A 24,293-nucleotide genomic window follows, 5' to 3' on the forward strand; every position below is an offset into this window, starting at 1 on the left:
CTCACTTTGTTACTTAATCGGTGGATTGTAATAGTGCTTTCGGCACACTGGATAGTACGATTCGTTACCACCCATTTGAATTTGTTCACCTTCATACACAGGCTTACCATCGTGAAATCTGAGATTCATAATGGCCTTTTTGCCGCAGAACCAGCAAATTGTCTTCATTTCTTCTATCTTATCTGCATATAGCAGTAAGTATTCGGATCCTTCAAACAAATGGTTCTGAAAGTCGTTCTTGAGGCCAAATGCAATGACTGGTATATTCAATTCGTCAACAATTTCCGCCAATTGAAACACATGCTTCTTTGTTAGAAATTGGGCTTCGTCAATTAGGACACAACTGGCATGGGGATCGAGTTCTTGAACCCGTTCGAAAATATTTGTCTTTTCAGAAATCGGATCCGCTTTTCGTTCCAGGCCAATTCGAGATTCAATCATCCCCTGTTTCTCACGTGTGTCCAAGGCACTAGTCATAATAATAACACTTTTATTTTGCTCCTCATAATTGTGAGCAACTTTAATGATTTCGATCGTTTTGCCGCTATTCATAGCACCATAACGATAAAATAATTGAGCCAATATTTCCACCTTTTTCCTTGAAAGCTTCTATTCCATTATACAGAAATTCCCTTTGAATATCGATATTATTCAAAATTTTCGGCCACAAAGAGCCAAACCGTGTTCAAACCGCCATCCGTATGATAAACTTAGTCTTTGATTAGTACGATATGTACTTAGTTTAAGGAGTAAATCTTATGTCATTGAAAAGTTCAATTGCAACTGCAGCCGGCAAGTCTTCTTACTGGTTCTTACACACGTTCTTAAAGGGTGGCAGTTCGTTTCCTGGAAAAATCACCAAAAAAATTGATCCAAATATTTTACAAAATCTTGCTCGAAATTACGACGTGATTGTCATCACGGGAACCAACGGCAAAACACTAACCACTGCTTTGACTGTTCAAGTTCTCAAGGAAAAGTATGAAAACATTCTGACTAATCCGACTGGATCAAACATGGAACAGGGAATTATCACGACCTTTCTTCATGCGCCCCGGACTAAAAACAAGCGCCCGCTGGCAGTTCTAGAGGTTGATGAAGCCAACGTGATCATGGTAACGAAATACATTAAACCAAAAGCATTCGTCTTCACCAATATTTTCAGGGACCAAATGGATCGTTATGGTGAAATCTACACGACTTACCAAAAGATTTTAAACGGGGTTGCGTTGGCGCCGAACGCCACGATTATCGCCAATGGTGATGCCCCAATTTTCCATTCAAAACAACTCCCCAATCCCATGATCTATTATGGATTTGCTAACCAGCCCGAGGGCGACATCAAGGCGACCCCAAACACTGATGGTGTGCTCTGTCCCCAATGCCAACACATTTTGCACTATCGCTACATTAGTTATTCAAACTTGGGTAAGTATTTCTGCCCAAATTGTGGGTATCAACGGCCGGAATTAAACTTTGCGCTCAATAAAATTGTGGAATTGACCCCAAAGTCGTCAAAATTCGAAATCGATGGCGAGCCAATCAAAATTGAAATTGGTGGAGTCTACAACATCTATAACGCCTTAGCCGCATACACGGTCGGCCGGTTCATGGGGGTCACCCCTGCTCAAACCCAGCAGGCCTTCCACCAAGGAAAAAGCATTTTTGGCCGCCAAGAAGAGATCGACGTTGACGGCAAGAAAGTGACTTTAATCCTAGTTAAAAATCCTGTTGGTTTAAATCAAGTAATTGACATGATTTCGACTGATAAAGATCCTTTCACGTTTATTGGCCTACTGAATGCCAATTACGCAGACGGAATTGATACCAGTTGGATTTGGGATGGCGACTTCGAACGACTTCCCAAGATGAACATCAAACAATTCATCACGGGTGGCGAGCGCTACAAAGACATCACCTACCGGCTTCAAGTTGCCGGAGTAGATCCAGCTAAACACTTGGTTGAACCAGATTTGGACAAGGTCGTTGAGATGATTCCAAACGCCCCGACCGAGAAAGTCTATATTTTAGCCACTTATACGGCTATGCTGCACTTGCGAAAAGTCTTTGCCACAAAAGGTTTTATCAAAGGAGGTCTTGACTAATGGCTTATACACTGAATGTTTGCCATCTATATGGTGACTTGATGAATACTTACGGCGATCTGGGAAACATCCTGGTACTCAATTATTTAGCTGAAAAGATGGGCGTTGAGCTCACTTCCGAAGTAATCAGTTTGGATCAAGCATTTGATCCTGACAAATATGACATCATCGTGTTCGGCGGTGGTCAAGATTTTGAACAGTCAATTGTTTCAAAAGACATCCAAACAAAGAAGGCCGGCCTGACTGACTTCATTGAGGATAATGGCTCAGTTGTCGCAATTTGTGGTGGTTATCAACTATTGGGACACTACTACATTGGCGCAAATGGTGAAAAGCTGCTGGGAATTGGCGCTTTGGACCATTACACAGACAAACAAAAAGATCATCGATTTATCGGTAATGTTGTCATTGAAAACGAAGAAACCGGTGAACAATACCACGGCTTCGAAAACCATCAAGGCATTACCTTCCTAGGCAAAGGTGAACGGCCACTCGGAAAAGTATTGGAAGGCCATGGGAATAATGGTCAGGATAAAACCGAGGGTGCGATCTACAAGAACGTTTATTGCACTTACTTCCACGGACCAATCTTAGCCAGAAACAATCAAATTGCGAAGCATGTTTTGATTAATGCGTTGAAACGAAAGTATCCGGATGCTGATATTTCCAAACAGGAACAGTTGAAGGTAACCGAAACATTCTAGTACCCGAAAAAACATTCTGATGTGATTAATATAAGGGGTTCATTACGACAGCCTGATCTTGGGCTACGGTAATGAACCCCTGTTTTCGTAATCGATATTGCAAGAACCGTTCTAAATCCCAGTTAGCGGCAATCCCGGCGTCATGCATTTGCTTCCCTGATGAATGTCCGAATCAACTCACTGCGATATGGGAAAAAAGCCTTATTGAGGGCGTTTGGATGAACTCGATTTGATAGAAACACAAGTGCCTGCTGGGCAGTTCGATCAATCACAATCAGCGTCCCTGTAAAGCCGGTATGCAAAATATATGGATGACCATTATACTCACGTAAAATCCACCCAAACGAGCGGTTCTTGGTGTGGTCTGGGGTTTGATCGACGAAGAATTGATCCAGCCACGTATTTGACAAGAAATCCGGGTAACTAATTTGACCTAGTAACCATTTGGAAAAGTGAACCAAGTCAGTTAACGTTGCAAATAACCCGGCTGATCCACAATCAACGCCTAATATCCGAGCTTTCGGATCATGGACACTTCCCCTTAACAGCCCTTCATGAGGTAATTTCTCAGTTGGAACGACCTCTAGTGGGTTTTGTGGATGAAAAGTTGCTTGTCGTAATTCTAAAGGTCGCAAAACGTATTCTGAAATCAATTGCTGCACCGGCTCGCCCATAATTGTTGATGCAATCCACCCCAAGAAGATAAAATTGTAATCCTGATAGTGAACGACTTTGCCGATATCGGGCCCGCTCTTAAGATTCAATAATGCCGGAATGAGTTCATCTTTCGGTAACTGATTGCGGTTGGGAATGTACCCAACAATATCCGAAGTGTGCGTGAGTAAGTGTCTAATCGTAACCTGGGGTGACTGCCATTCTGGTAAATACCGACTCAACGAATCGTCTAATGACAATTTTCCCAGTGCCAACAGTCTGACAATCAAATTGGTAGTCCCAACCACTTTAGTTAAAGATGCCAAATCGTACAGTTCGCCCTGTTCCAAGGGGAGCGTTTCGGGGATCAGCTCCTGATTACCAAAGTAGCTGGAAAGAACTGAATGTTGATTGATAATGCCATAGGTGACCCCGGGCACAATTTGATCATCGACAAATTGATGCATTTTCGCAATTGTTTCGTTGTATTTCATCGACATTATCCTTTCATGACCATTTCGCCATTCTAAATTAGAAATAGCTGGCAGATCGAACTTTAATAACCCAATCATATCAGAAAATGCCGTTAACAACGCAGGGCTTTAAAAAATCAAAACAAATTCATCATGAACCGATCAGATTTGATACAATGGAATTAGAAATCCCAATCGAATTGGAGGCACCCCACTGTGGCAAGCAATTCTGATACACTTTACCACGTTCTTTCATATATCAAAGCCCACCCTGACAAGGTGATCGTCGAACCTGGCCAGTATGACAATGCAATCGTTATGTATTTAGATGATGACGTTAAGCTGGGCAACCCTGAAATTTATTTTCCATCCCACAAACTGATGGTTAATCGAATGGCCCCAGAGTTCATGTCAATGAATAACGAACTGCTCGATTATTTCCATGATCAAACCAGGGTTAAAGATTCCAGTTATCATGAGTTATGGATTACAACTTCTCACCTGGCGAAACGAAACAAGTTTTTAGTTGATCTGTCGTTTGAATAATCACTGTCCGCGAATAGCGGATATTTTTTTACTCAAAAACAATGGCCACACTCATCCTCCAACACTGGTATATTGCTTTTGCTATGATGAGCGATAAAATAATCTGTATTAATCTAACAATAGGAGGTATCAAATTGATAGTCAGGACTAAATTCATTTCAACAATGCTATTGACAACCTTGTTCACAATGGGTTTTGCGGCAACGAGCACCCATTCAACGACTGCCGAGGCAAAAACGAGCGTCAAAATCGTTTGGCGCCATAAGGTTCGACCCGCGGCCACCTATCAAATGAAAGGGATCAAGTCAAAACGATCGTATGCGTACTCAGCCAAACTCGCTCATGAGAAGTTTCGGTTATCAAAATATGCCCACAAACAATTTACGGTCACCTATCAACAGAAGGTTAAAGTTCACGGCAAATATCGGGTTTATTACTATGCCAAAAATACCGCTAACCATAAAATCTCTGGCTGGGTTTGGCGCGGCTACTTAACCAAAGCCAGCAACAAACAAACAAATTTGATTTCTAAATCAAAGCTCAACCAACTCATCTCGGCTGCCCCGGATCTGCAACCGGACAAGCAGGTGTTAAGTCTCAACAAAGATGTTTACAGTAAATATGCCACGATTTTTAATAAGCAGTACAATGTTGGTAATTTTGCGGCTCCTGGTGTTTTTTTCCACGATCACGCAACGATTTACGTTGAGGATAGTGCCCTTCAAAGCAACGTCAACTCAGCAATTGATAAATGGAATGCTGCTTTAGGAGCCGACGTATTTTCAATTGGCAGCAAATCTAACAGCACCCTGACTGTTGGATTTGGTGACGGCACAGCGGCCGGTTGGGATGGTTTGTTCAACGGCACCTCGGTGCAAGTGGATCAAACCCATTTCAATGATCAGTCTTACGTAAGTGCGAATACGCTCAGCCCAGCGTTTCAACAAAAGATCAAGGCACTTTCTGATCAAGCCAGCCAACTTCTTGCAAATACGAATGCAGAGCTGAAAGCTAACCGCGAAAATTATCAAACCCAGCTGCAACTGCTCAATTCACAATTGAACAATGCATCTTCCGACAGCCAACGAGATCAAATTACTCAACAAATAAATGATTTGAAGAATCATCACCATATCACCGACCAACAAATTCGGAATGACTACAATACCCAACTTGATCAAATTCGCCAGCAAATTAAAGACGACTACAATGCTGAACAAGAATCTTCCTCAGCAAGCTTGGAAACAAATTATTGGACAACCGTTATCACCCATGAGTTGGGTCATGCGTTAGGGCTTTACCACACCCCCTATCAGAGCGATATCATGTATGCCCCAACAGACAACGAATCTGAATCAACGCCCAGTCCAGTCAAGTACTCTTGGACCGAGCCCAAGGATCCGGATGCAACCAGGTCTTACGAAACCGCCGAGTTGTCGTCACGAGACATCAACCGGGCAAAGTTGACCAAGTTATTAGGTTATTGGTAAGCGGCATAAAAATAACGCCTTCCCAAATTGGGTTGGCGTTATTTTATACTGCTTAGATGAAATTCGAGCTAAAGCACTTATTGGGTATACTGGGGTCGAACCAGTAAATTACGGATTCAGAGTCCGTTGCCTTACCATTTGGCGAATACCCAATGAACATCACAACTAAATAGTTTATCGATTTTTTGGCTTTTTGTCAACATTATATTTATTCTTTCTTAGTTGACAAACCCCGCCAATTTAGATAAACTATTTAAGTGAGTTTGATAGCATTGCCCGCTGGTCAAACTGGTTTAAGACGTCGCCCTCTCAAGGCGGAGTTACGGGTTCGAGCCCCGTGCGGGTGATAGATAGTCGAATATGCAAGTACAGAGAAGCCACCAAACGTTGATAATTCAATGTTTGGTGGCTATATTTATGCACTCAAAAAGTTTCATATACAAAAGATCGGTCACACTTCGGACAGGTTGTGAGAATCGATAGTCTATATCCGATTTATGTCCGATTTTGCCCGAATTAAAAAAGCACCAATGATTTCTCATCAGTGCCTTTCGATTAAAGCCGTTTATTCAATTTCTTCCCAATTTCTTCAAATCCAGGTTTACCCAGCAAGCCAAACATATTAGTCTTGTAAGCTTCCACACCGGGTTGATTAAATGGATTAATGCCATTCAAATAACCAGAAATAGCAATGGCGACCTCAAAGAAGTAAATCAAGTAACCAAGGGAATATTCACTCTCATCAGGCAGATGAACAGTCATCACTGGCACACCACCGTCTGTGTGAGCCAATACAACGCCCTCATAGGCCTTTGTATTAACCCAATCAAGGTCCTTACCCTCTAGGTACTTCAAGCCGTCAAGATCCTTCTCTGCGCTTGGAATTGTGACATCGCTAACGGGCGAATCCAATTTAACGACAGTTTCAAATAAGTTACGCAGACCTTCTTGAATGTATTGACCAAATGAATGCAGATCGGTCGTAAAGTTAGCTGATGACGGATAAATCCCTTTATTGTCTTTACCTTCTGATTCACCAGCAAGTTGCTTCCACCATTCGGCAAACATCCGCAGATTGGGTTCATAATTCTCAAGAATCTCCGTTGTGAAGCCTTTGCGATACAAAATGTTTCTCAAGGCCGCATAACGATACGCATCATTCTTCTTCAAATCAGGATCCGTATACTCATTTTGAGCATCGGCAGCCCCATTTAGGATATCAATAATGTTACCACCTGAAACGGCAATCGGTAGCAAACCAACCGGCGTCAAAACAGAATAACGGCCACCAACACCATCTGGAATGATAAATGACTCCCATCCATTCACATCAGCTTCGTGACGCAATGCCCCATGAGCTTTATCGGTCGTTACATAAATTCGTTGATTGGCTTCTTTTTCTCCATACTTTTCAATCAGTTTTTCTTTGAAAACCCGAAAAGCAATTGCTGATTCAGTGGTCGTTCCAGACTTAGAGATCATATTAATAGAGAAATCATCGTCACCAACTAATTCCAGTAAATCGTTCATATACGATGAACTCAGAGAGTTACCAACAAATTCAACTTGAGTAGCCTGATTTTTACGTTCATAAAAGTTCTTGTGTAAAAAGTTAACGGCCATTTGGGCGCCTAAATATGACCCGCCAATTCCGATAGTGATGAGATACTTTGAATCACTTTGAATCTTTTTAGCGTCCTTTTGAATCCGATCAACTTCTTCATGATCGTACTTGGTTGGCAGCTCCAACCAATCGCGGAAGTCACTACCGGCCCCCGTTCCCTGACGAAGTTGGTCGTTTGCGGCATTGACCATCGCTTGCAATTCAGGTAATTCATTCTCATGGACAAACTTGGAAAGTTTAGAGCTATCAAATTTAATATAAGACATTGTAAAACCTCACCTTTTTAATAAATTATGATACCAAATTAATCACTGCTCCCAGACGTGTGTTTTTTCTTTTCAGCAGCCGTCTGGTCAGGGAAAATAATCGTAAATGTCGACCCCTTCCCTTTTTTGGATGCTACTGAAATTTTACCACCATGTGACTTAACCAGCTGATGAACGATTGCTAATCCTAAACCAGATTCGCCGTACTTGCCACTTCTTCTCGAGGCATCAGCTTTGTAGTACCGTTCAAAAATATTCTTCTGTTGATCTTGGGTCATCCCGATACCGGTATCGGCAATTTTAACAATTGTCTCGTTGTATCCCCGTTCACCGGTAATCGTGATTGTCCCCTTATTTGTGAACTGAATCCCGTTGGTCACAATGTTAAAAACAATCTGAACAAACCGGTCATAATCGGCATAGATCGGCAAGTCATCCGGGGCATTTAAAATCAACTTGTCACCAGACTCTTGAGCCTTATTTGTCAGCTGATCAACAATGTTACGGAAGACCTTGGTTGCGTTGAAGTGCCGTTTGTCCAACTGAATTGAATTCGACCGGATCTTCTCAAAATCCAAGTTTTCGTTCACCAACCGAATCAAACGTTGGGTTTCTTCGCTCATCAGTTCGATACTCTTTGTTCGCGACTCCTGAGGAATGACATCATACTTAATTCCTTCAAGAATCCCAGAAATAGTCGTTAACGGTGTCCGCATTTCATGAGCAGCATCGGCCAAAAACTCTTGGCGGCGTTCCTCTTGCCGTTGAATTTCGATATTCGCTCGTTCGAGTGACGCGGTCATGTGATTAAAGTCGTTAATCAGCTCGCCAATTTCATCTTTACCACCAGGCTTCAGTCTAACCTTATAATTCCCGTTGGAAACTTGATTGGCGCCACTTCTCAGCATCGCAATCCGTCGATTTAAGCGCCGGGCAATAAAGAAACTGATAACCATTGAGATGACCAAGGCTACCAAGGGTCCTTTTAACAGATTACGGTTAATTCTGGCAACGTTGGAGTTAACGTCGGAAATAAACGCCCCAGCAGTCACAGCAGCCACCAATCGTTTCTTATAATAATATGGCTTGACGACTTCGATCATCGCTGGTCGAGTTTTCCCATTTTTGAGCTTTGAATTCTTATTATTCACTTTTCGGACAATCTGGTCTTTTTTCAGGTGTTTCCAATCGTTTTGGGTAATCTGTGGTGAAATCCCATCAGCTGGATAAACAACTTGGTTTTTAGCTGAGAAAACCGTAAAGTGAACAGACTGATTCTCTAAAATGGACTGCGTCGTCTTAATTTTGTCTAAATTAAAAGTCACTCGACCGTTATGTTTACCATCCACTTTTAATGAATGCTGAATCAAACTGTCAGAATACTTTTCCAAGCTGTTCCATGTGTTGTCATACACAAATGTTTTGGACATTCTACTAAAGGATAGTCCCAGAAGAACGATAGTAATTGCAATCACCAAAAAGAACGCCATCAGTTGCTGGTAAATCATTTTCATTATTTACTATCCACTTCACTATCGTCAAATTTGTAGCCAACGCCCCAAACAGTTTGGATCACTTGAGGCCCTACCCGTTCAATCTTTTGGCGGAGCTTCTTGACATGGGCATCAACTGTCCGCTCATCGCCATAATATTCATAATCCCAAACTAGTTCCAGCAACTGCTCTCGAGAAAATACCTGGCGAGGCTTTTGAGCCAAGGTTTTTAGAAGTTCAAATTCCTTCGGCGTTAAATCTGGGATTAATTTATCGTCAAGATATGCTTCACGCGTATTGGTGTTCAACTTGAAATGTTTGGTGGTAATTTGAAAAGCGTCATTTTCGCTTTGCTGATCTTCAACTGCGGCCTGCTGTTCAGTATGCGCACGTCGCTGCAGTGCTTTAATCCGAGCAACCAACGTAATCGGTGAAAAAGGTTTGGTGACATAATCATCCGCACCCATTTCGAACCCAAGAACTTGATCACTATCAGAATCTCGGGCAGTCAACATGATAATTGGAACTGTTTGGGACTTTGCTCGAATTTCTTTGGCGACTTCCATCCCATCTTTTTTGGGCAAGTTCAAATCCAATGTGATCATATCCCAACTTTCGGGATCCTCATTGAACATCTTCACGGCTTCAATACCATCATATGCAAAGGAAACATTCCAGCCTTCTTTTTGGAAAAACATCTGCATCATTTCTGAAACGGACTTATTATCTTCAATCATCAATAATTTCATTTTAATTACCACCCCTAATAACTGATTGCTTCTAAGTTGCCGCGTTTCCAATGCTTTCTCAAGTGGTTTTGGGAGATAGATTCTAGTCGGCCGGTCCACGGATCATTATAGTAGTACAACTTTCGATTAAAGCCCGTCAAAACAATCAGGCTGGATTTTAAATTATCTAATCCGGCCACTTTGATGACAACCGGCCTTCTTCTGAGCAATTGTTTATTGAGCTGCCGAAAATTCACCCGGCTAAGATCCCTAATTGAATGGGTTTGAGAAATAATTAATTCACTCAAATCAATTAAATTATCAGACTGTTGACGCCATTTTTCAACCGCTGCTTTGAGCGCATCATCAGTAATGGCTGCATTAGCACTCATCAATAACATTTTAACGGCTGCACACTCATTATCAATATCTGATTGAGTTGCTTGTTTAATCGGTTGAACCGCCAATCTTCTAAAAGTTTTTCGGATATTGCGCTTTGGCAACCACCCGACTAAATCATCCCGGGTAAAATGATACCAAATTTGTTTGTTAAAAAAACTGATCTGGTCAATCAAGAAATCTTGTGCCTTGATATCATCGGGAACTTTTACCCGATCATCCAGCGTCACATTTTTTTCAGTGTTAGTTGCTAAATACCAGTGTTCTCCTGGAATTCTCCGCAAACGAACGAAGAATCGATTTGTTTTCTCATTGGCAATAGTCGTTTTTTCCAATCATCTCACCCCATATGTATTCTATTTTACCAATAAAATGACAAACTTGCTTGAAAACTAAGCAGATTGTTATCATAATATGGTAATGTTTGATTATCAAAACTACTTAAGAATAGGATGGTTTAACCTATGTATAAAGGAATTGCCTTTTTTGACTTGGATCATACGCTTTATAATGAACAAACCAAAGTAGATCAAGAAGTTGCTGACGCGATGCACCAACTGAAAGCAAATAACGTTTTACCGGTTATTTCAACCGGCAGAAACTTGTTTGAGATTCCCACGACAATGAAGCAGACCGGCATTGACACAGTTGTCTCAGCCAACGGTAGTTACGTTATCTTTGAAGGCAAGCCGGTGTACAAAGCTGTCTTGCCAAAGAACGTTGTGAACAGTTTTGTCGACTTCGCTCAAGGTTTTGACGAAGCAACCACGGTTATGAATAGCCAAGATGCCCGAATTAATTTTATTAACGAAATTGTTGAGGGCAATTATCATTTTATCAACTCTCGTAAGCCTCCGTTGGGTGTTAGTGACTTTATTGAACATAATGAGATTGTCATGATGTTAATTAATACAAAAGGCCCCGACGAGCGCTACATCAATAAATTCAGCGACACGCTTACTTTCTTTAGGAATACCCCATTTAGTATGGATATTGTTGCCAAAGGGAGCTCTAAAAAACGGGGTATCCAGGAACTCATCAAGAATGCCAACCTTGATGGTATTCCAACATATGCGTTTGGGGATGGAAATAATGATATCCCAATGCTAGACTATGTGGATCATCCCGTCGTCATGGGTAATGGGCTTGACCGGGTTAAAGAATACGCTGAATATATTACCACCAAGAATTCTGACCACGGCATTGTGAATGGATTGAAACACTACGATTTACTTTAAGTAAAACGATGACTTGCACCGGTCACCTTTTTCATGCTATACTCCAAGGCGGTGCCAAACCACGGTGAGTTCGTAACGATCGGCGCGAGAGCGTTCAGAAGGTCGAAGCGGCTCGCCATTTTTGTAGAGTGAGCTAAAAAGGGCTTAGCAATCGGAGTGTAAGTCTCCTTTTGCTGAATTCCCGAATTTGGAATTTGGCAAAAGGTGCTTACATGCAGATTGTTGCTTTTTAGCTCACGTTTCGGCAATGTTGCCCAGAGAAACAGGAATACATGAGAAGTACACTTGGTTTGTTCGGCGCTTGCATGCAGGTTATTGCTTTTTAGCTCACGTTTCAGCAATGTCATGGTCGGAATCTCCAGAAACACCAATCCCAAATTCCGATCGCCAACCCCGCCACCTCACCAGATCAATGTTAAACTGAACTTGTGATAGAACGATTCCAAGGAGATGTGGTTTATGCAAGACCAAACACCATCGCGACTTCAACGGCAAAAATCGAAGCAACAAAATAAACATTCTAAACACACAAAGCTCTATATTTTAATTGCTGTCTTATTGGTCATCCTAGGTGGAGCCTTTTACATCGGTCACCAGGTGCATGAACTCACCGATGCCCAACGCCAAACCAACACCATTTTAGATAAGCCAATCAAGCGAACCGTCGTCAAGGTAGTGGAACCAAAACTACCGGAAGCGGTCCGCCCACAAGTCGTCCGCATTATTGAGGAAGAGCCTTTATACAGATTGCAACAAGCAGCTGATAATCCGACGACATTTCAGCAAATTGCCAATAAATATCAAGTTCCTGAAAGCTATGTTGCCCCGGCCAAACAATATTGGTTCAGCGCTCAAAATGAAGCTTTACGGGCAGATGTTTACCATGCCCAATTGATTCAACTGATGTCGGAACTTCGGCAGCTAAATAATGCTTCAACCAGTTCTCAGTAAAATCTGAGGGCTTTTTATTATCTGAAAGTTTCTGTTAGATCATCATAATATTGACAAGTGTAAGCATGAATTGAAGATCCGTTTCAGGCTGTGCCCACAACTTAGCTTGCTATGTCCTTCCATTGACGGAAACTCATGACAAACTAGTTAGCAAACTGATCCACGTTCCCCCATGCGGTGCTTGCTAGCAACCTCAATAATACTATCAGCCAGAGCTTGGTAGATGATTCCATTGATTTAGAAATCACAGCTACTAACCTCAAAAACACTACAGGTTGATCTATGATTTTTATTTCGAGCCTTTTATATAACTCCTTAGAGCAAATGATGTATATTATGAATAAATGGTCCTAAGGAGTTAGACGATGAACAAGGGAAGAGTTGAAGCATTCACAGATGCAGTTTTGGCAATTATTTTGACAATTATGATTTTGGAATTTAAAACCCCAGAATCATTTTCGATTAGTGCCATTTTGGATCAGGTACCTTATTTGATCTCGTATGCAATTGGTTATTTATTTATCGGCGTGGCTTGGTACAATCATCACTATATGTTTTCAAAGACCAGATGGATCAGTCAAAATGTTTACTGGGCAAATAACTTTTGGATGTTTGCAACGTCATTTTTGCCAGTCGCAACTGCTTGGGTTGGTAAAGGATTAAACCAGCAAGGGCCTGAGATTTTTTACTTTATGGTCTACTTGCTTTGGTCGGTAGCATACTTTATCCTATCTCTCATGCTTGTGAGGGCTAACAAAAAAGACCACCAGTGGGACGCTGCACAGAGCATTCGATCAATGGCTATTTTTCGGTTTATGCGTAACTGGAAATGGGCAAGTCTTCAGATCATCGCTTCGATTGTTGCGATTATCTATATCCCAGCCCTTCAAATGGTCATCGTTTCGTTGTCGATCATTTTTGTTGGCGCGCGCTTTAACAAAGACAGCGACCAGTTATTTAACTAATGCATGATCAGCATGTAACCAAAAGCAACAATGCAAGTGGAGAATTGCGCTGTCAATTATTTGTTGCGTACTGATGAGTTTGTTGGCTAGGATGATGGTCTTACGCACCAGAGAAAAAGTTAAAGCAATATTTGAGCACTCCAATTGTCGCTGAAATGAGTTAGTTAAGGATGTTTCTGGTCGGCATTTATGACGGTTACTTCGGTGTTGCACCCAATTTATTGATGATTGCCGTCTCCTTCAAAAATTGTTAAAGAAAACTATGCCATTTATAATTCTATGCGAAGCTTCGCGTCATTTTGTAATAACATTGTGGCAGCTACCATGTTTATTTCGATGATTCGAATCGATTGGGCAGTGATCATCCCGCTACTGATCGGGCTGTTCACGGGTGGTTACATTGGTCCAATCATTGTGCGGTTCATCCCCTCCAAAGCAATCAAAACGGCGATTGGAATTTTCGCAATCGGGCTGGCAATCGTCTTGGGCTATCAGGCATATCTGATGTGAGTGATGCTTTCCTCTGAATTTCTCATAACCCAATTATCAAGTGAAAATTGGCATGGCCTAATCATAATTGAACGAGTAAAACGCTGCGTTTCACAATCAATCAGTGAAACCCAGCGTTTTACGTCCAGTCAACTTTTCCGGTTAGTCCAAATCTAATATTGTGTAAGTGTAGCCCATCTCTTTGACAAATTTCAGAACGTCTTGAGATTTAACAAAGATCGTTCTCGTGTTGACGTTTGGATGAAATGTCCAGATCTCTTCATCCAGAATGGCTTGATCAAAATAAACATGGATATCTTTTTCATGGTTGTTAATCAAACCAAAGATTGAAACGACGCCAGGCTCCAGCCCCATTTTCTCCATAAGTGCGTCCGATGATGCCATTTTGATTCGCTTCGTATCAGTTAAATCTTGGAACTCATGAAAATCAAGCCGCTTAGCATCATCCATAACCAGAAGATAATAATCCGTTTTCTTCTTGTTAGTCATGAACATTGTCTTCGTCCGAACGCCGGCTTTGCCTTTTATGTATTCATCAGCTTCTTCAGTGGTATGGGCTGCTGGATGCTCAACAATATCATAAGAAATGCCCATCTTATCAAGGGTTGATTTAACTAATTCAAATTGATCCATTTTATCCGCTCCTATTCATATCCAGACATTTTTTGTTTTTACTAATCTTATTATTAAGATTATCACATGCTTAGAGGTAAGTGAAGGCGGTTTCTCAACAATATGAACTAACTCAAAGACAGCAAATTTTATAGACGGGATGTTTATAAAGGTTAAAACAAAATAAAAAGCTGCTATCCAAAACGGATAACAGCCCATCCCTACCACGGTTAATTGATTCAAAAATGAATGCCAAAATATCACCAAATTGCATTTGGTGATATTTGGCAATTTAGGAGAAAAATTAAAAGCCAGTCATATCAACGTTTTAAGCATTAATTACGACTGGCTTTTTACTATCAATGGAGTCGGCGGGAGTTGAACCCGCGTCCGAGCATATCGCCACCTAGATATCTACGTTCATAGATCTATTATTTAAAGTTCACCTACTGAAACGCCATAAATCAAGGCACCCACAGTAGGCTAACCTGATTAGTCTCTTCAAATCACTTCAGGTGGGAGCAATTTGCGTGAGCCCACTAAATTTAGGACCCAGATCTAACCCATGGGCGAGATTAGGAGGATCTACGTTAAGCGCTTATTAGGCAGCTAAAGCGTAAGAATTGTTATTATTTTTTGCAGTTATAATAAACTGGGCGGTTTAACGTGACGCTGCACGAAACGCAATCCAGGCTCAACCTATACCCGTCGAATCCATAACGACCCCGATACAATAGATATCTTATCATAGATTGTCCAAATATAGAAGTGATTAGAATCCAATAGAATTGTGCCTGTTTGTGCTTTTCACAATACTTTCGATCAAACCAGGGAATTCTTTGTCCAGGTCGTCCTTTCGCAAGCTTAAATAACTGTGCCGGCCTTCTCGCCTAATAGAAATCAGCCCCGATAGTCTTAAATTCCGATAATGTTGAGAAAGATTACTTTTTTTACCTAAATGTTCGAATTCCGCACATGAAATTTCGGTTCCATTATTTTCAAGTTCGGTAATGATTGCCAGCCTGGTGGGATCACTTAATGACTTCAAGATTTTTGTGATAGGAATATTTTTCAAATCAATATCGGGTAATTGCGATTCTGCCATTTTCTCACCTCACAGCCTTTATTTTTCAACTGTTTAGTATATACTAAACAGTTGAAAGAAGGAATCAATATGAATCAACCAGAAAAAATAATTAACCAATACTTCAAATTATCTGATCAAGCATCCAGCGATCAAGAAGCGCTCAATTCCATTATCAAACTTTTTGCGAATGATTCAACCGTCCGAAGCGCGACCGGAGACACTTGCACTGGTATCATAAATATCAGGCATTTTTTTCAAGCTTTCTTTGAACGCAATGAACAGTTAAAGCATCTCTGCAGAGTATTTGTCAAAGGCAACAAGTATCAGGCAGAATGGGCAGTTTCAGGCCGGAAGAAAACTGGTAAACTATTTGCCCTTCACGGTTACGACACTTACACTTTTAATTCAAAGGGCCAAATCCAAACACTCTGGGTAGAGATTTCTGAGTAGTCGAATTAAATGCCTCGGCCACCTCATTTCAGGGTATGATGGTTTTAAGGAGGGATTGGATGAAAAAAACATTATTGGCACTTGCAACAGTCGCACTCGCATTACCGCTTTTTGGATCAACAACCAAAGCAGCCAGTTGGCATCGAGGGACTCCAACTGCATTGAGGGGATATTGGAAGTCTTACAATAGATCACTTCATCACACATTCACTTATAAGATTACTAAAACTTCCGCTTACGCCACCGGATTTGATCCAGATTACATTAAGAACACCCGCTATAAATATCTCGGCCACCATTATTACGTAATTAACGGTTATGAGCCGCTATACAGCAAAAAACGGACCAACCGCTACTTTAAATGGTTCAATAGTCATCATATGGCGAACTCTGGGGTCAAAGGTAAATACGATCGCTATTGGGGCAATTATTATAAATGAAGGATGAAGGAGCCGAACTTGGGCTCTTTTTTGTTATCTAACAAAATGCCGGTTAATAAAGGTCAACCCTAAATTTTCTAATTATATGATCGATCCTTGTGTGAGCCAATCCCTTCATTAAAAGCCAACCAAGCATAACCCCTACCGCATTTGTCAATATGTCATTGATGTCAACCCAACGCAACAAATTGATTGCCTGGTCTAATACAAATTGCATACTTTCAATCCCAATGCCAATCAGCGTCCCGGTTAACATCATATCTTTGAATTTGAAGTTCGGCAATAATAGTGCCAAATACACGCCCATTGGGATCATCATCAACACGTTCTGGTAAAAATCGGCCGACGTGCTCCAAAATGGAATCAAGTTCACGGGTGCTTTATCAATCATCATCGGGGCAACTTGTTGATCGGTTACAAAGGCATTCGAGGTCGGTGCCAACGTGAGGTACCCGACCACCATGACATAACTCACTGCCGAAATGACCGTGATGAGCTGCCACAACGACAACTGGGACAAGCGCCGAGATTGCAGTTTTAACCAAATCATCAACGCAGTGACATTCATAAAAAACGGAATCCATCGAACCATCATGAGCACCTTCCTTTCAGACTGATCATCAAACTAATTTTCTAATTACAAGTAGTTTATTGAAGGTGGGTTAAATGGATCTTAAATAGGTGGATCAGCCGCTTAGCTTATAAAAAACGTAAGAACCAGTTGCGACTCAATCGTAAATAAAAAAGCCACCAAATAGAATGTGAGCATTCCATTCTAATGACCTCTATCTTTAACTCAGAGTGGATTCTAATTCGTCGAAATCACTAAGCTATCATTTACCCGCTTGATCGACACTTATTTGCTATAATGAGCGTGAAAGGTGGCAATTCAAATGGATGATGAAAAATTACAGGAACTAATCCGTTCCGCAATTCAGGCAGCAACCGTTCGTCATAATGAGCGGGTCAAAAGCGGTCGGTACAATCCAACGGCCGGTGATTCAACCGATCAGCTGGCGCAATTAGTTAAGAACGGCGACAAGGCCTCGATGGAATATGCCAATTCACTGGTATATGAAGTGTTGAAAATCCTGTTAAAAGACCAAAAATAAGCATTGGCGATGCTCTCGGCGACCGATCGCCAGGAGCATTTTTCTCGGGTTGAATGAAGGGATGATTGGGATGACGTCAAGTAATCGCAAACCGATGCTGGCAACTAGTCAATTAATTAAGACGATGAAGAGCAAAGGGATTGTGTTTAACAAGGTATCAACCACAAAGGCCCGCCAAATTCTGGAACATGACAACTATTATTTCGAACTGTCTTTATACGCGGATAATTTCCCAAAGATCAAGGGACAATATCAGAACTTAGACTTCGCTTACCTCGTTGATGTGTCCTCGCTGGATTTCCATCTTCGTGAATACTTGATGCAACTATGCCTCGACATTGAGCATCGAATCAAAGTAAAGCTCATGGCCTTAATTGCCAACGATCCAAGGGAAGACGGCTATTCGATCGTTCAGGACTTTGGCCGGCAAAATAAATTTGAGTATGGCAAGACAATGGATCATTTGAAGAAAAGCCAGTATCTACAAGACTTATTTCAACCACGTTCCGACCAGGTTTCTATTTGGCTGTTCTTTGAAGGCACGACCTTCGGCACCCTCGTATTATTTGTCGATTTCTATACCAAACGGACCTCCTCAAAAGTAACCCGGCAAATTCATAATTATTTACAGTACGCCAAAAACATCCGAAACGCTTGCGCCCACAACAACCCAATCCTGGTCAACTTATTTTCAGACAAAACATTTTTGCGTAAACCAGCCGCCCCGATTCGAACCGCTGCCCGTACGTTAGGCATTTCGTCACAATACTTGCATGACTGGAAAATTAACGACCTCGTTTCGTTATTTTATCTTCATAAGCTTTTGCGCAGCCAACCACTCGATGCCCACCGCCGCCAAACCGGAGACTACCTGATTGAGCGATTCAACAAGCATCGGGATTGGTACTCAGATAACGTTAATATGAATACTTTTAAGCAGATTTTGACCGTTTTAATTGACTATATTAATAATCACTAGTAGGATACGACTTAATGAAAGAGCGGCTCTCCGCTCGCTAACCGAGGCACTGCCAACCGTTAGTTATCAAGAACCAGCGATTTGTTCGCGGGTTCTTTTTTTATTTTAAGGGATGGGTATTTCAAGAGAATTACGATCAATTTAGCCAGAATTTTTTGGCCTTACTTGAATGCAACAATAAAGGATTGGATACTGACGCTGGAGAAGCTGCTCGATCTCTTTACAAAGGCCATAAGACTGGACAACCTTCGTTTCACCGGCAAGTTCAATTTCTGCCGTGACAACTAGGTTATTGCCCGAATATCTCACATCAATGAACGTCACACTTCCTGCCCCAGGGATTGCTTGAATAGCCTTAACCATCTGTTTTCTGATTGTCGGACTGAATCCGTTCGAAAGTTTGGCGGCACTAGTGCTTAAAATTTTTGAGCCATTATAAATGATAAAGCCGCCCAGCAGAATTGCGGCAGCTGAATCCACCCAATCAATGTGCAAAAACGTGGCCCCAGCGATCGCTAGCATGGTTCCAAACGAGGTTAACGAATCACTGAAAAAATCTCGGGCTGATGCGGCCAATGATGCACTGGTCAATTTGTGACTGACAAACTCATTAATAATCGAAAGTCCCAACATGCACACGGCTGAAACGATTGCCATATAGGCAGCTCGACCGTTTAACTGGCTACCAGTTCGACCATTTGCCAAATTAATTAATTTCACCCCACCATTCCAGAGACAGCTCAAGCCAACGATAAACATGGTGAGCCCGGCAAGAAAAACAGCGAGATTTTCGTATTGCCAGTGGCCTTCAACGTGATAGTCATCAGATGGCCGTTTTGAAAATGTCAGGCCAACAATTAATGACAATACTGACACAATTCCCGTGAAGTTATTTTCCCCATCGGCCATCAAAGCCACCGAATGATCAAGAGTGCCAATCTCAAGTTCCGCAAGTGAGATGATTACATAAACCAATAAATTCACGAATAGCATTTTTCTGGCTTGACTGGCATTTTCACCAGTCTTGATTGCCAGCTTGGACTGCTTCAGCTTATTTAGTTGTGACATTCTCTGATCCCCCTTCTATGCAGTCCGTGGATCCTCTTCAATTTCGATCATACTTTGATGTAAGCCCAACTTAAACCGGGCAATTATCGCGAGATTAAACAACAGAATCAGGCCGATCATGACAATAAAATCCATCGAGATTCCTTGATGTGTGGATATGAGGCTTCTCAACGCATTGATGAGGTAAGTCATCGGCAGCCATTCATTTAAGGATTTAGCGAACGAATTCGTCAGGTAGGTTGGGTACAATCCGCCTGAAGCGGCCAACTGGAGAACCAATACGATCGAAACCAGCCACGTGCCAAACCCGCCTAACAATAATCGCAGACAAAAAATGAGCGAAAGAAAGAGTAGTGACCCTAACAAGAGTGCAATAAAGAAAGTGACCGGCTGTTCAACTTTTAAACGGTTAGCCTGGGTGAGTGAATAAAACAATAAGACTGTTTGCAATAACCCAACGGCCCCAATCACCGAAGCCTTGCTGCCCCACCACGTCATCGCATACCTGGGCTTTTTGTGAGGCAGGAAGCCATCATACATTGTCCCTAATGCGATTGCTCCTACGTATAACCCGATTGCAATCGCAAACGGCGCCATCCCCGTTCCATTATTTGGAACTTTAGAAATATCCTTAACAACCTCATGAACTGGACTGGCAACTGCATCAGCATTCGCTGGCTTGGTATGAATGAGTTGCAGTTTCTTGGCTCCTTGGTTCAATTTCCCTGCCAACTTCTGACTGCCACTCGCAAGTTTACCGGTCCCTGTTTCCAAAGTTCGAGTTCCAGTCATCAAACGCTGAGCTCCAACTGCTAAATGGGCGGATCCTTGACTTAATTTCTGATTGGTCTTTATTACTTTTTCGTTAGCGCGAGCAATTTGACCGATGCCTGCATGCAATGCCCCAGCCCCAACGACGAGTTTGTTTTCACCAGCAGAAAGCTGTTGAGTTCCTTGAGCTATCGTTATGCTGGCTTTGGCTGCCTGACTCATCCCGTGGTTAGCGCCAGCTAAGGCATTTAAGATAACTGTTGAATAAAGCTTGGTTACTTGGGCAGAAACGTTGGCCTTGATCGCAGTAGCCGCCCCAGTCGTCATTTTTGATGCAATAAAGTTTTGACCGGAATTAAAGGTAAAATGGAGTGCCATCTTTTGAGGAGTTGCCCCAATAATCGTGGTTGCTTCCCTTGAGAAGTTCTTTGGAATGGTCAAGACCATATAATACTTGCCATGCCGGAGTTGGGCCGCCGCATCCTTGGCAGAAGCCTGATGAAAATCCAAGGTTGGCGATTTTACCAACCGCTGGGTGAGCTGCTCGCCAATCTTAATAGTGCGATGATTGTCTGTTACTGACCGGTCATGATTAACCACTGCGACCGGCAGTCGATCCATTTTGCCATAAGTATTCCACATGGATGATAAATATATAAAACAATAAATCGCCGGAATTAAGGCGATCGCCACTAGAACGACCAAAATCATTTTGTGTTCCTTCAAGTATTTCCATTCACTCACTAACATTAAATGACCACCTTTCAAATTAACACTGTGTTCATTTGAAAGAATAGCCGGAATCCCATGTGATAACAATATGCAATTTGACACAATCTGTTCACTTAAAATCTTAAATAATCACGACTTTAAGTTGAAATTGAAAGACTATCAGGAACGGATCCGATAAACAAATTCATTAGAACTGTTCATTGCATCACGAAATCATTTGGTGTTTAATGAGGACAAAGTGAACATTGTGTCTATTGGAGGTCAATTAAATTGGAAGCGAATACTAAAATGTTAGCCACAGAAATCAAAATTCAAAAAGCATTCATTAAGCTGGTGACGTTAGCCGGATTCGATAAACTCACTATTCAAAAACTATGCCAAGAAGCTGAAATTAGTCGCGGAACCTTTTATTTACACTATATTGATAAGTATGATCTGTTGACTCATTACGAAGATGAACTTGTGGCAAACATCAAGGAAATTTTTAATCGGTTTCCAAAACCAGAACTTAATTTGCTGGCTCAATCCGCCGATAAAGAGAATAATGCCTTCTTTCAGTTGTTCAAATATTTATACCGTCAGAGAAGTCTGGCTGCCCTGCTGTTAAATGGCACGACGACCAAATTTGTCAGTAAAATCAAACGATTGATTGAGGCGCTTCTAGTCCAGTCAAAAGCTCATCATTCTGGGGATCCAGCAAAATTTCCGGTTTCATTCGCAACTGAAATTGTGTCGCAGGGCATTATTGATTTAATTACTTACTGGTTAAACCAAAACCCAATTTTGCCGCCAACTGAGGCCTACGAAATCTTTCAGCAAAGCCGTTCCCTCACTCCTGAACAACTGGCCCAAATCATCATAAAAAATCAACCTGAAGGAGTCCCAAATGAAAAAACAGTTTGAAACAGTTATCTTGATTATCGCTGCCATAATCGGTCTGATTTTCTTGGGCCTCTTGATCATTCGATTTGCCCCCAAGATCCAACCCCTCTTTAATGCGGGAGCGGGCCGCCAATGGATTCTCAACCATTTCCAGTCCAATTCGCCAGTTGATCTGATCTCATTTTCGATTTTACTAATGGTCTTTTCAATTATCCCCGGCTTACCAGCCTCCGTTATTGGCCTACTTGCAGGCGTTTGTTTTGGCCACTGGCTGGGTTTTGGGATTAACGTCATTGGAATCACAATGGGAAATTTCATCGGCGCGACCTTTCTCAAGTCAATTTCCCAACATTTGGTCAAGCAACATCCCAGCCGCCTCTATACGGATCTCGTCAATATGCGTCATCCAAAGCTGGGCGTTATTATTGGTTATTCAATCCCGTTTATTCCCAGCTTTTTAGTCAACGTTGCCGCCACCGATTTGAAGTTCCCTGCTAACCAACTATTTGGCTTGTGCTTGACCGGCAGCCTTGTGACCTCAGCGCTCTACTCATTCAGTGGTGACGCCCTCTTTCAGGGCAACTTCAAACTATTGATCTTATTAATTGGCGTAATGGTTGTGCTAGTTGGCCTGGTCTGGCTCATCAGAATGGACCGGAAACGAGCAGCGTAACGATGTATGTCAATGCTCGATCAATCTATTATTTGGTTCGCAATTATTTTCTTGATTTTAGTCATTGGTCCCATTATTTTCAACAGCGTTGGAGATCAACAGTACCAATGATGTAACCTCTTTCACAAGCTGAAAAGGCGACTTCCCCCACTGAATCTGATACACTTAATATAGTAGTTATAGATTTCACAATCTGTAATAATTCTAAACGAAGGAGTGTCCTATTTATGGCAACTATTATAAGTGTTTCCGACTTGGCAAAATTACCCGATTTACAGGCTCCAGTGATTACATTGAATCTGAACCTGCGTAAACTGGCATTTGATCAAAGTGAACGGCTCCGGGTCAAGAATATGCTCAAAGAAATCGAAAAGAAATCTGGCAGTGATCTCAAGTCGTTTGTCACTGACGTGGATGACTTAACCCGTCAACAACTGCCTTATGAAGGAATTTCGGTGATCACTGATAAAACCGGCTCAAAGGTCTATCACCTGATTCGCACCAGTGTTGATGAACCTGATTATCGAATTGAAGACGCCATTGACTGGTTGTTGTTATTGAGTGAGGCGCCAAACGCCGACTATACTTTAATTGAAATTAATCGTGACAATAGTAAATTGTACGAACTTAAAAATAAACGAGTTAATCCTTTAGCAGTCAAGGATTATCCAGCGACCGTTCAAGATGCGCTTGGAACTGAAATCCGTGGTGGTGAACTGAACTTTAGTGGTAAAGGTGGTTCTACCCAGTATCACGGTCATAACGAAACCAGTCAGGAAAAGAAAATTGACCAGGAACGTTATTACCGTTTCATTATCGATTTAATCAATAAGGACAGCGATTTGGCCAACCATCAATTTATTTTAATGGGGCTCGCCCAGAATATTAATTTGTTTAAGAAGTTAAATAACAGCTTACCACTTGCTCCGGTTGAAATTGACCAATCCGTCCAGAACCTGGCTCCTACCGAGATTGCCAAGCTGGTAAATGATCAAATCGAGAAGCACAATCGTACCAACACCGCGGATGCTATCACCAAAACGTTCCGCGACAAACTATTTACCGACTTTACCAATATTCAGAACTTGCTAAACTCAAAAGACATTCGTCATCTATTCGTTGCCTCACGAGATGAAATCAACCAAAATGACCCAAAGATTTATGCTGAGATTAACCAAATGATCAAACAAGCATTGGCACAAGATACCAATGTCACTGTTGTGAATGAAGATTCAACGATTCCACTCGTGAGTGCGGTATAAAATTAAAACGACTGTAACCTTAAAAGCCAATAGCGCAACCCGTCCTGATCGGATGGTTGCGCTATTGGTTTTATATTGA

At 41.7% G+C, this 24,293-nt stretch carries 27 protein-coding genes, 2 tRNA genes and 1 other RNA gene; 16 read left to right on the top strand and 14 right to left on the bottom strand.

Features of this window, described 5'->3' with window-relative positions; all coding sequences use genetic code 11:
• Positions 1-9 precede the first annotated feature (9 nt).
• Positions 10-582: a thymidine kinase gene (locus tag FD12_RS10200; RefSeq protein WP_054746524.1), complete on the bottom strand. Its 573-nt coding sequence runs from the start codon at positions 580-582 to the stop codon at positions 10-12.
• 176 nt (positions 583-758) lie between these two features.
• On the opposite strand from FD12_RS10200, the gene FD12_RS10205 reads away from it, so the two are divergent.
• Both FD12_RS10205 and FD12_RS10210 read left to right on the top strand, forming a co-directional pair.
• Positions 759-2,105 (top strand): Mur ligase family protein, encoded by a 1,347-nt coding sequence (locus FD12_RS10205; protein WP_056982986.1) that lies wholly within the window; start codon positions 759-761, stop codon positions 2,103-2,105.
• Positions 2,105-2,809 (top strand): type 1 glutamine amidotransferase, encoded by a 705-nt coding sequence (locus FD12_RS10210; protein ID WP_054746523.1) that lies wholly within the window; start codon positions 2,105-2,107, stop codon positions 2,807-2,809. Before FD12_RS10205 ends, FD12_RS10210 begins: the two co-directional genes overlap by 1 nt.
• A 140-nt stretch (positions 2,810-2,949) precedes the next feature.
• Here the strand turns inward: FD12_RS10210 and FD12_RS10215 are convergent, their stop codons facing one another.
• Positions 2,950-3,957, bottom strand: coding sequence for a serine hydrolase domain-containing protein (locus FD12_RS10215; RefSeq protein ID WP_054746522.1), 1,008 nt, complete (start codon positions 3,955-3,957; stop codon positions 2,950-2,952).
• Positions 3,958-4,152: 195 nt separating this feature from the next.
• Between FD12_RS10215 and FD12_RS10220 the strand changes: the two genes are divergently transcribed.
• Complete coding sequence (locus FD12_RS10220; RefSeq protein ID WP_054746521.1) at positions 4,153-4,482, top strand: hypothetical protein; 330 nt, start codon at positions 4,153-4,155, stop codon at positions 4,480-4,482.
• A 134-nt stretch (positions 4,483-4,616) separates the two neighbouring features.
• Positions 4,617-5,972, top strand: a complete 1,356-nt coding sequence (locus tag FD12_RS10225; protein ID WP_056982988.1) for a matrixin family metalloprotease — start codon at positions 4,617-4,619, stop codon at positions 5,970-5,972.
• 80 nt (positions 5,973-6,052) lie between these two features.
• Here the strand turns inward: FD12_RS10225 and FD12_RS10230 are convergent.
• Positions 6,053-6,124, bottom strand: a tRNA-Gln gene (locus FD12_RS10230).
• Between the two features lie 121 nt (positions 6,125-6,245).
• On the opposite strand from FD12_RS10230, the gene FD12_RS10235 reads away from it, so the two are divergent.
• Positions 6,246-6,319 (top strand) — tRNA-Glu (locus FD12_RS10235).
• Positions 6,320-6,527: 208 nt separating this feature from the next.
• Here the strand turns inward: FD12_RS10235 and FD12_RS10240 are convergent.
• The 4 genes from FD12_RS10240 to FD12_RS10255 are packed head-to-tail and all read right to left on the bottom strand — an operon-like array spanning position 6,528 to position 10,817.
• Positions 6,528-7,862 carry a glucose-6-phosphate isomerase gene (locus FD12_RS10240; protein ID WP_054746518.1) on the bottom strand — a complete coding sequence of 445 codons (1,335 nt, stop codon included), beginning with the start codon at positions 7,860-7,862 and terminating at the stop codon, positions 6,528-6,530.
• Between the two features lie 38 nt (positions 7,863-7,900).
• The gene (locus FD12_RS10245) at positions 7,901-9,376 is read right to left on the bottom strand and encodes a sensor histidine kinase (protein ID WP_056982989.1); all 1,476 of its coding nucleotides are present in this window, start codon (positions 9,374-9,376) and stop codon (positions 7,901-7,903) included.
• The gene (locus FD12_RS10250; protein WP_054746517.1) at positions 9,376-10,104 is read right to left on the bottom strand and encodes a response regulator transcription factor; all 729 of its coding nucleotides are present in this window, start codon (positions 10,102-10,104) and stop codon (positions 9,376-9,378) included. The genes FD12_RS10245 and FD12_RS10250 overlap by 1 nt, the downstream gene beginning before the upstream one ends.
• 14 nt (positions 10,105-10,118) lie before the next feature.
• Complete coding sequence (locus FD12_RS10255; RefSeq protein ID WP_056982991.1) at positions 10,119-10,817, bottom strand: cysteine peptidase family C39 domain-containing protein; 699 nt, start codon at positions 10,815-10,817, stop codon at positions 10,119-10,121.
• 129 nt (positions 10,818-10,946) lie between these two features.
• On the opposite strand from FD12_RS10255, the gene FD12_RS10260 reads away from it, so the two are divergent.
• A complete protein-coding gene (locus FD12_RS10260; protein ID WP_056982993.1) occupies positions 10,947-11,720 on the top strand; it encodes a Cof-type HAD-IIB family hydrolase in 774 nt (257 codons plus the stop codon).
• On the opposite strand, the gene FD12_RS10265 is transcribed toward FD12_RS10260, so the two are convergent.
• Complete coding sequence (locus FD12_RS10265; RefSeq protein WP_054746516.1) at positions 11,717-12,067, bottom strand: hypothetical protein; 351 nt, start codon at positions 12,065-12,067, stop codon at positions 11,717-11,719. The genes FD12_RS10260 and FD12_RS10265 overlap by 4 nt on opposite strands.
• A 112-nt stretch (positions 12,068-12,179) precedes the next feature.
• On the opposite strand from FD12_RS10265, the gene FD12_RS10270 reads away from it, so the two are divergent.
• The 3 genes from FD12_RS10270 to FD12_RS14240 all read left to right on the top strand — a co-directional run bounded on the left by FD12_RS10270 (position 12,180) and on the right by FD12_RS14240 (position 14,146).
• Positions 12,180-12,671, top strand: coding sequence for a hypothetical protein (locus FD12_RS10270; protein WP_054746515.1), 492 nt, complete (start codon positions 12,180-12,182; stop codon positions 12,669-12,671).
• A 365-nt stretch (positions 12,672-13,036) separates the two neighbouring features.
• The gene (locus FD12_RS10275; RefSeq protein ID WP_054746514.1) at positions 13,037-13,636 is read left to right on the top strand and encodes a TMEM175 family protein; all 600 of its coding nucleotides are present in this window, start codon (positions 13,037-13,039) and stop codon (positions 13,634-13,636) included.
• A 324-nt stretch (positions 13,637-13,960) separates the two neighbouring features.
• On the top strand, positions 13,961-14,146 hold the full coding sequence (locus tag FD12_RS14240; RefSeq protein ID WP_235809042.1) for a hypothetical protein: 186 nt from the start codon (positions 13,961-13,963) through the stop codon (positions 14,144-14,146).
• A gap of 141 nt (positions 14,147-14,287) precedes the next feature.
• Here FD12_RS14240 and FD12_RS10285 read toward each other — a convergent pair whose 3' ends face one another.
• From FD12_RS10285 to FD12_RS10290, 3 genes are all read right to left on the bottom strand, one after another.
• Positions 14,288-14,779 (bottom strand): prolyl-tRNA synthetase associated domain-containing protein, encoded by a 492-nt coding sequence (locus tag FD12_RS10285; protein ID WP_054746513.1) that lies wholly within the window; start codon positions 14,777-14,779, stop codon positions 14,288-14,290.
• Between the two features lie 339 nt (positions 14,780-15,118).
• Positions 15,119-15,485: a transfer-messenger RNA gene (gene ssrA, locus FD12_RS13675) on the bottom strand.
• Between the two features lie 45 nt (positions 15,486-15,530).
• On the bottom strand, positions 15,531-15,863 hold the full coding sequence (locus FD12_RS10290; protein WP_054746512.1) for an ArsR/SmtB family transcription factor: 333 nt from the start codon (positions 15,861-15,863) through the stop codon (positions 15,531-15,533).
• Between the two features lie 69 nt (positions 15,864-15,932).
• Here FD12_RS10290 and FD12_RS10295 point away from each other — a divergent pair, with 69 nt between their 5' ends.
• Together FD12_RS10295 and FD12_RS10300 are read left to right on the top strand one after the other, a co-directional pair.
• Positions 15,933-16,295: a nuclear transport factor 2 family protein gene (locus tag FD12_RS10295; RefSeq protein ID WP_056982995.1), complete on the top strand. Its 363-nt coding sequence runs from the start codon at positions 15,933-15,935 to the stop codon at positions 16,293-16,295.
• Positions 16,296-16,354: 59 nt separating this feature from the next.
• Complete coding sequence (locus FD12_RS10300; protein ID WP_056982996.1) at positions 16,355-16,735, top strand: hypothetical protein; 381 nt, start codon at positions 16,355-16,357, stop codon at positions 16,733-16,735.
• A gap of 52 nt (positions 16,736-16,787) precedes the next feature.
• On the opposite strand, the gene FD12_RS10305 is transcribed toward FD12_RS10300, so the two are convergent.
• Positions 16,788-17,330, bottom strand: a complete 543-nt coding sequence (locus FD12_RS10305) for a VanZ family protein (protein ID WP_225427244.1) — start codon at positions 17,328-17,330, stop codon at positions 16,788-16,790.
• 298 nt (positions 17,331-17,628) lie between these two features.
• Between FD12_RS10305 and FD12_RS10310 the strand changes: the two genes are divergently transcribed.
• Positions 17,629-17,847: a hypothetical protein gene (locus FD12_RS10310; protein ID WP_056982999.1), complete on the top strand. Its 219-nt coding sequence runs from the start codon at positions 17,629-17,631 to the stop codon at positions 17,845-17,847.
• A 70-nt stretch (positions 17,848-17,917) separates the two neighbouring features.
• Positions 17,918-18,826 (top strand): Abi family protein, encoded by a 909-nt coding sequence (locus FD12_RS10315; protein WP_162258728.1) that lies wholly within the window; start codon positions 17,918-17,920, stop codon positions 18,824-18,826.
• A gap of 141 nt (positions 18,827-18,967) precedes the next feature.
• On the opposite strand, the gene FD12_RS10320 is transcribed toward FD12_RS10315, so the two are convergent.
• Together FD12_RS10320 and FD12_RS10325 are read right to left on the bottom strand one after the other, a co-directional pair.
• Positions 18,968-19,894 (bottom strand): cation diffusion facilitator family transporter, encoded by a 927-nt coding sequence (locus tag FD12_RS10320; RefSeq protein ID WP_056983001.1) that lies wholly within the window; start codon positions 19,892-19,894, stop codon positions 18,968-18,970.
• A 15-nt stretch (positions 19,895-19,909) separates the two neighbouring features.
• Complete coding sequence (locus tag FD12_RS10325; RefSeq protein ID WP_056983002.1) at positions 19,910-21,415, bottom strand: YhgE/Pip family protein; 1,506 nt, start codon at positions 21,413-21,415, stop codon at positions 19,910-19,912.
• A gap of 252 nt (positions 21,416-21,667) precedes the next feature.
• Here FD12_RS10325 and FD12_RS10330 point away from each other — a divergent pair, with 252 nt between their 5' ends.
• The 3 genes from FD12_RS10330 to FD12_RS10340 all read left to right on the top strand — a co-directional run bounded on the left by FD12_RS10330 (position 21,668) and on the right by FD12_RS10340 (position 24,214).
• Entirely contained in the window at positions 21,668-22,300 is a 633-nt protein-coding gene (locus FD12_RS10330) for a TetR/AcrR family transcriptional regulator (RefSeq protein WP_056983004.1), read from the top strand.
• A complete protein-coding gene (locus FD12_RS10335) occupies positions 22,284-22,952 on the top strand; it encodes a TVP38/TMEM64 family protein (protein ID WP_056983007.1) in 669 nt (222 codons plus the stop codon). Before FD12_RS10330 ends, FD12_RS10335 begins: the two co-directional genes overlap by 17 nt.
• Positions 22,953-23,179: 227 nt before the next feature.
• Positions 23,180-24,214 carry a baeRF6 domain-containing protein gene (locus FD12_RS10340; RefSeq protein ID WP_056983009.1) on the top strand — a complete coding sequence of 345 codons (1,035 nt, stop codon included), beginning with the start codon at positions 23,180-23,182 and terminating at the stop codon, positions 24,212-24,214.
• Positions 24,215-24,293: the final 79 nt, after the last annotated feature.

The organism is Lentilactobacillus rapi DSM 19907 = JCM 15042 (assembly GCF_001436255.1).
GTDB lineage: Bacteria > Bacillota > Bacilli > Lactobacillales > Lactobacillaceae > Lentilactobacillus > Lentilactobacillus rapi.

Excerpts from the sequence above, each read along its gene's own strand:
- FD12_RS10275 (WP_054746514.1), top strand. The coding sequence starts at position 13,037 with ATGAACAAGGGAAGAGTTGAAGCATTCACAGATGCAGTTTTGGCAATT.
- FD12_RS10310 (WP_056982999.1), top strand. The coding sequence starts at position 17,629 with ATGGATGATGAAAAATTACAGGAACTAATCCGTTCCGCAATTCAGGCA.
- FD12_RS10315 (WP_162258728.1), top strand. The coding sequence starts at position 17,918 with ATGACGTCAAGTAATCGCAAACCGATGCTGGCAACTAGTCAATTAATT.
- FD12_RS10260 (WP_056982993.1), top strand. The coding sequence starts at position 10,947 with ATGTATAAAGGAATTGCCTTTTTTGACTTGGATCATACGCTTTATAAT.
- FD12_RS10270 (WP_054746515.1), top strand. The coding sequence starts at position 12,180 with ATGCAAGACCAAACACCATCGCGACTTCAACGGCAAAAATCGAAGCAA.
- FD12_RS10320 (WP_056983001.1), bottom strand. The coding sequence starts at position 19,894 with ATGTCACAACTAAATAAGCTGAAGCAGTCCAAGCTGGCAATCAAGACT.
- FD12_RS10240 (WP_054746518.1), bottom strand. The coding sequence starts at position 7,862 with ATGTCTTATATTAAATTTGATAGCTCTAAACTTTCCAAGTTTGTCCAT.
- FD12_RS10210 (WP_054746523.1), top strand. The coding sequence starts at position 2,105 with ATGGCTTATACACTGAATGTTTGCCATCTATATGGTGACTTGATGAAT.
- FD12_RS10290 (WP_054746512.1), bottom strand. The coding sequence starts at position 15,863 with ATGGCAGAATCGCAATTACCCGATATTGATTTGAAAAATATTCCTATC.
- FD12_RS10215 (WP_054746522.1), bottom strand. The coding sequence starts at position 3,957 with ATGAAATACAACGAAACAATTGCGAAAATGCATCAATTTGTCGATGAT.
- FD12_RS10285 (WP_054746513.1), bottom strand. The coding sequence starts at position 14,779 with ATGGATCAATTTGAATTAGTTAAATCAACCCTTGATAAGATGGGCATT.
- FD12_RS10265 (WP_054746516.1), bottom strand. The coding sequence starts at position 12,067 with ATGACATTGCTGAAACGTGAGCTAAAAAGCAATAACCTGCATGCAAGC.
- FD12_RS10305 (WP_225427244.1), bottom strand. The coding sequence starts at position 17,330 with ATGATGGTTCGATGGATTCCGTTTTTTATGAATGTCACTGCGTTGATG.
- FD12_RS10295 (WP_056982995.1), top strand. The coding sequence starts at position 15,933 with ATGAATCAACCAGAAAAAATAATTAACCAATACTTCAAATTATCTGAT.
- FD12_RS10325 (WP_056983002.1), bottom strand. The coding sequence starts at position 21,415 with ATGTTAGTGAGTGAATGGAAATACTTGAAGGAACACAAAATGATTTTG.
- FD12_RS14240 (WP_235809042.1), top strand. The coding sequence starts at position 13,961 with ATGTTTATTTCGATGATTCGAATCGATTGGGCAGTGATCATCCCGCTA.
- FD12_RS10340 (WP_056983009.1), top strand. The coding sequence starts at position 23,180 with ATGGCAACTATTATAAGTGTTTCCGACTTGGCAAAATTACCCGATTTA.
- FD12_RS10300 (WP_056982996.1), top strand. The coding sequence starts at position 16,355 with ATGAAAAAAACATTATTGGCACTTGCAACAGTCGCACTCGCATTACCG.
- FD12_RS10250 (WP_054746517.1), bottom strand. The coding sequence starts at position 10,104 with ATGAAATTATTGATGATTGAAGATAATAAGTCCGTTTCAGAAATGATG.
- FD12_RS10335 (WP_056983007.1), top strand. The coding sequence starts at position 22,284 with ATGAAAAAACAGTTTGAAACAGTTATCTTGATTATCGCTGCCATAATC.
- FD12_RS10245 (WP_056982989.1), bottom strand. The coding sequence starts at position 9,376 with ATGAAAATGATTTACCAGCAACTGATGGCGTTCTTTTTGGTGATTGCA.
- FD12_RS10205 (WP_056982986.1), top strand. The coding sequence starts at position 759 with ATGTCATTGAAAAGTTCAATTGCAACTGCAGCCGGCAAGTCTTCTTAC.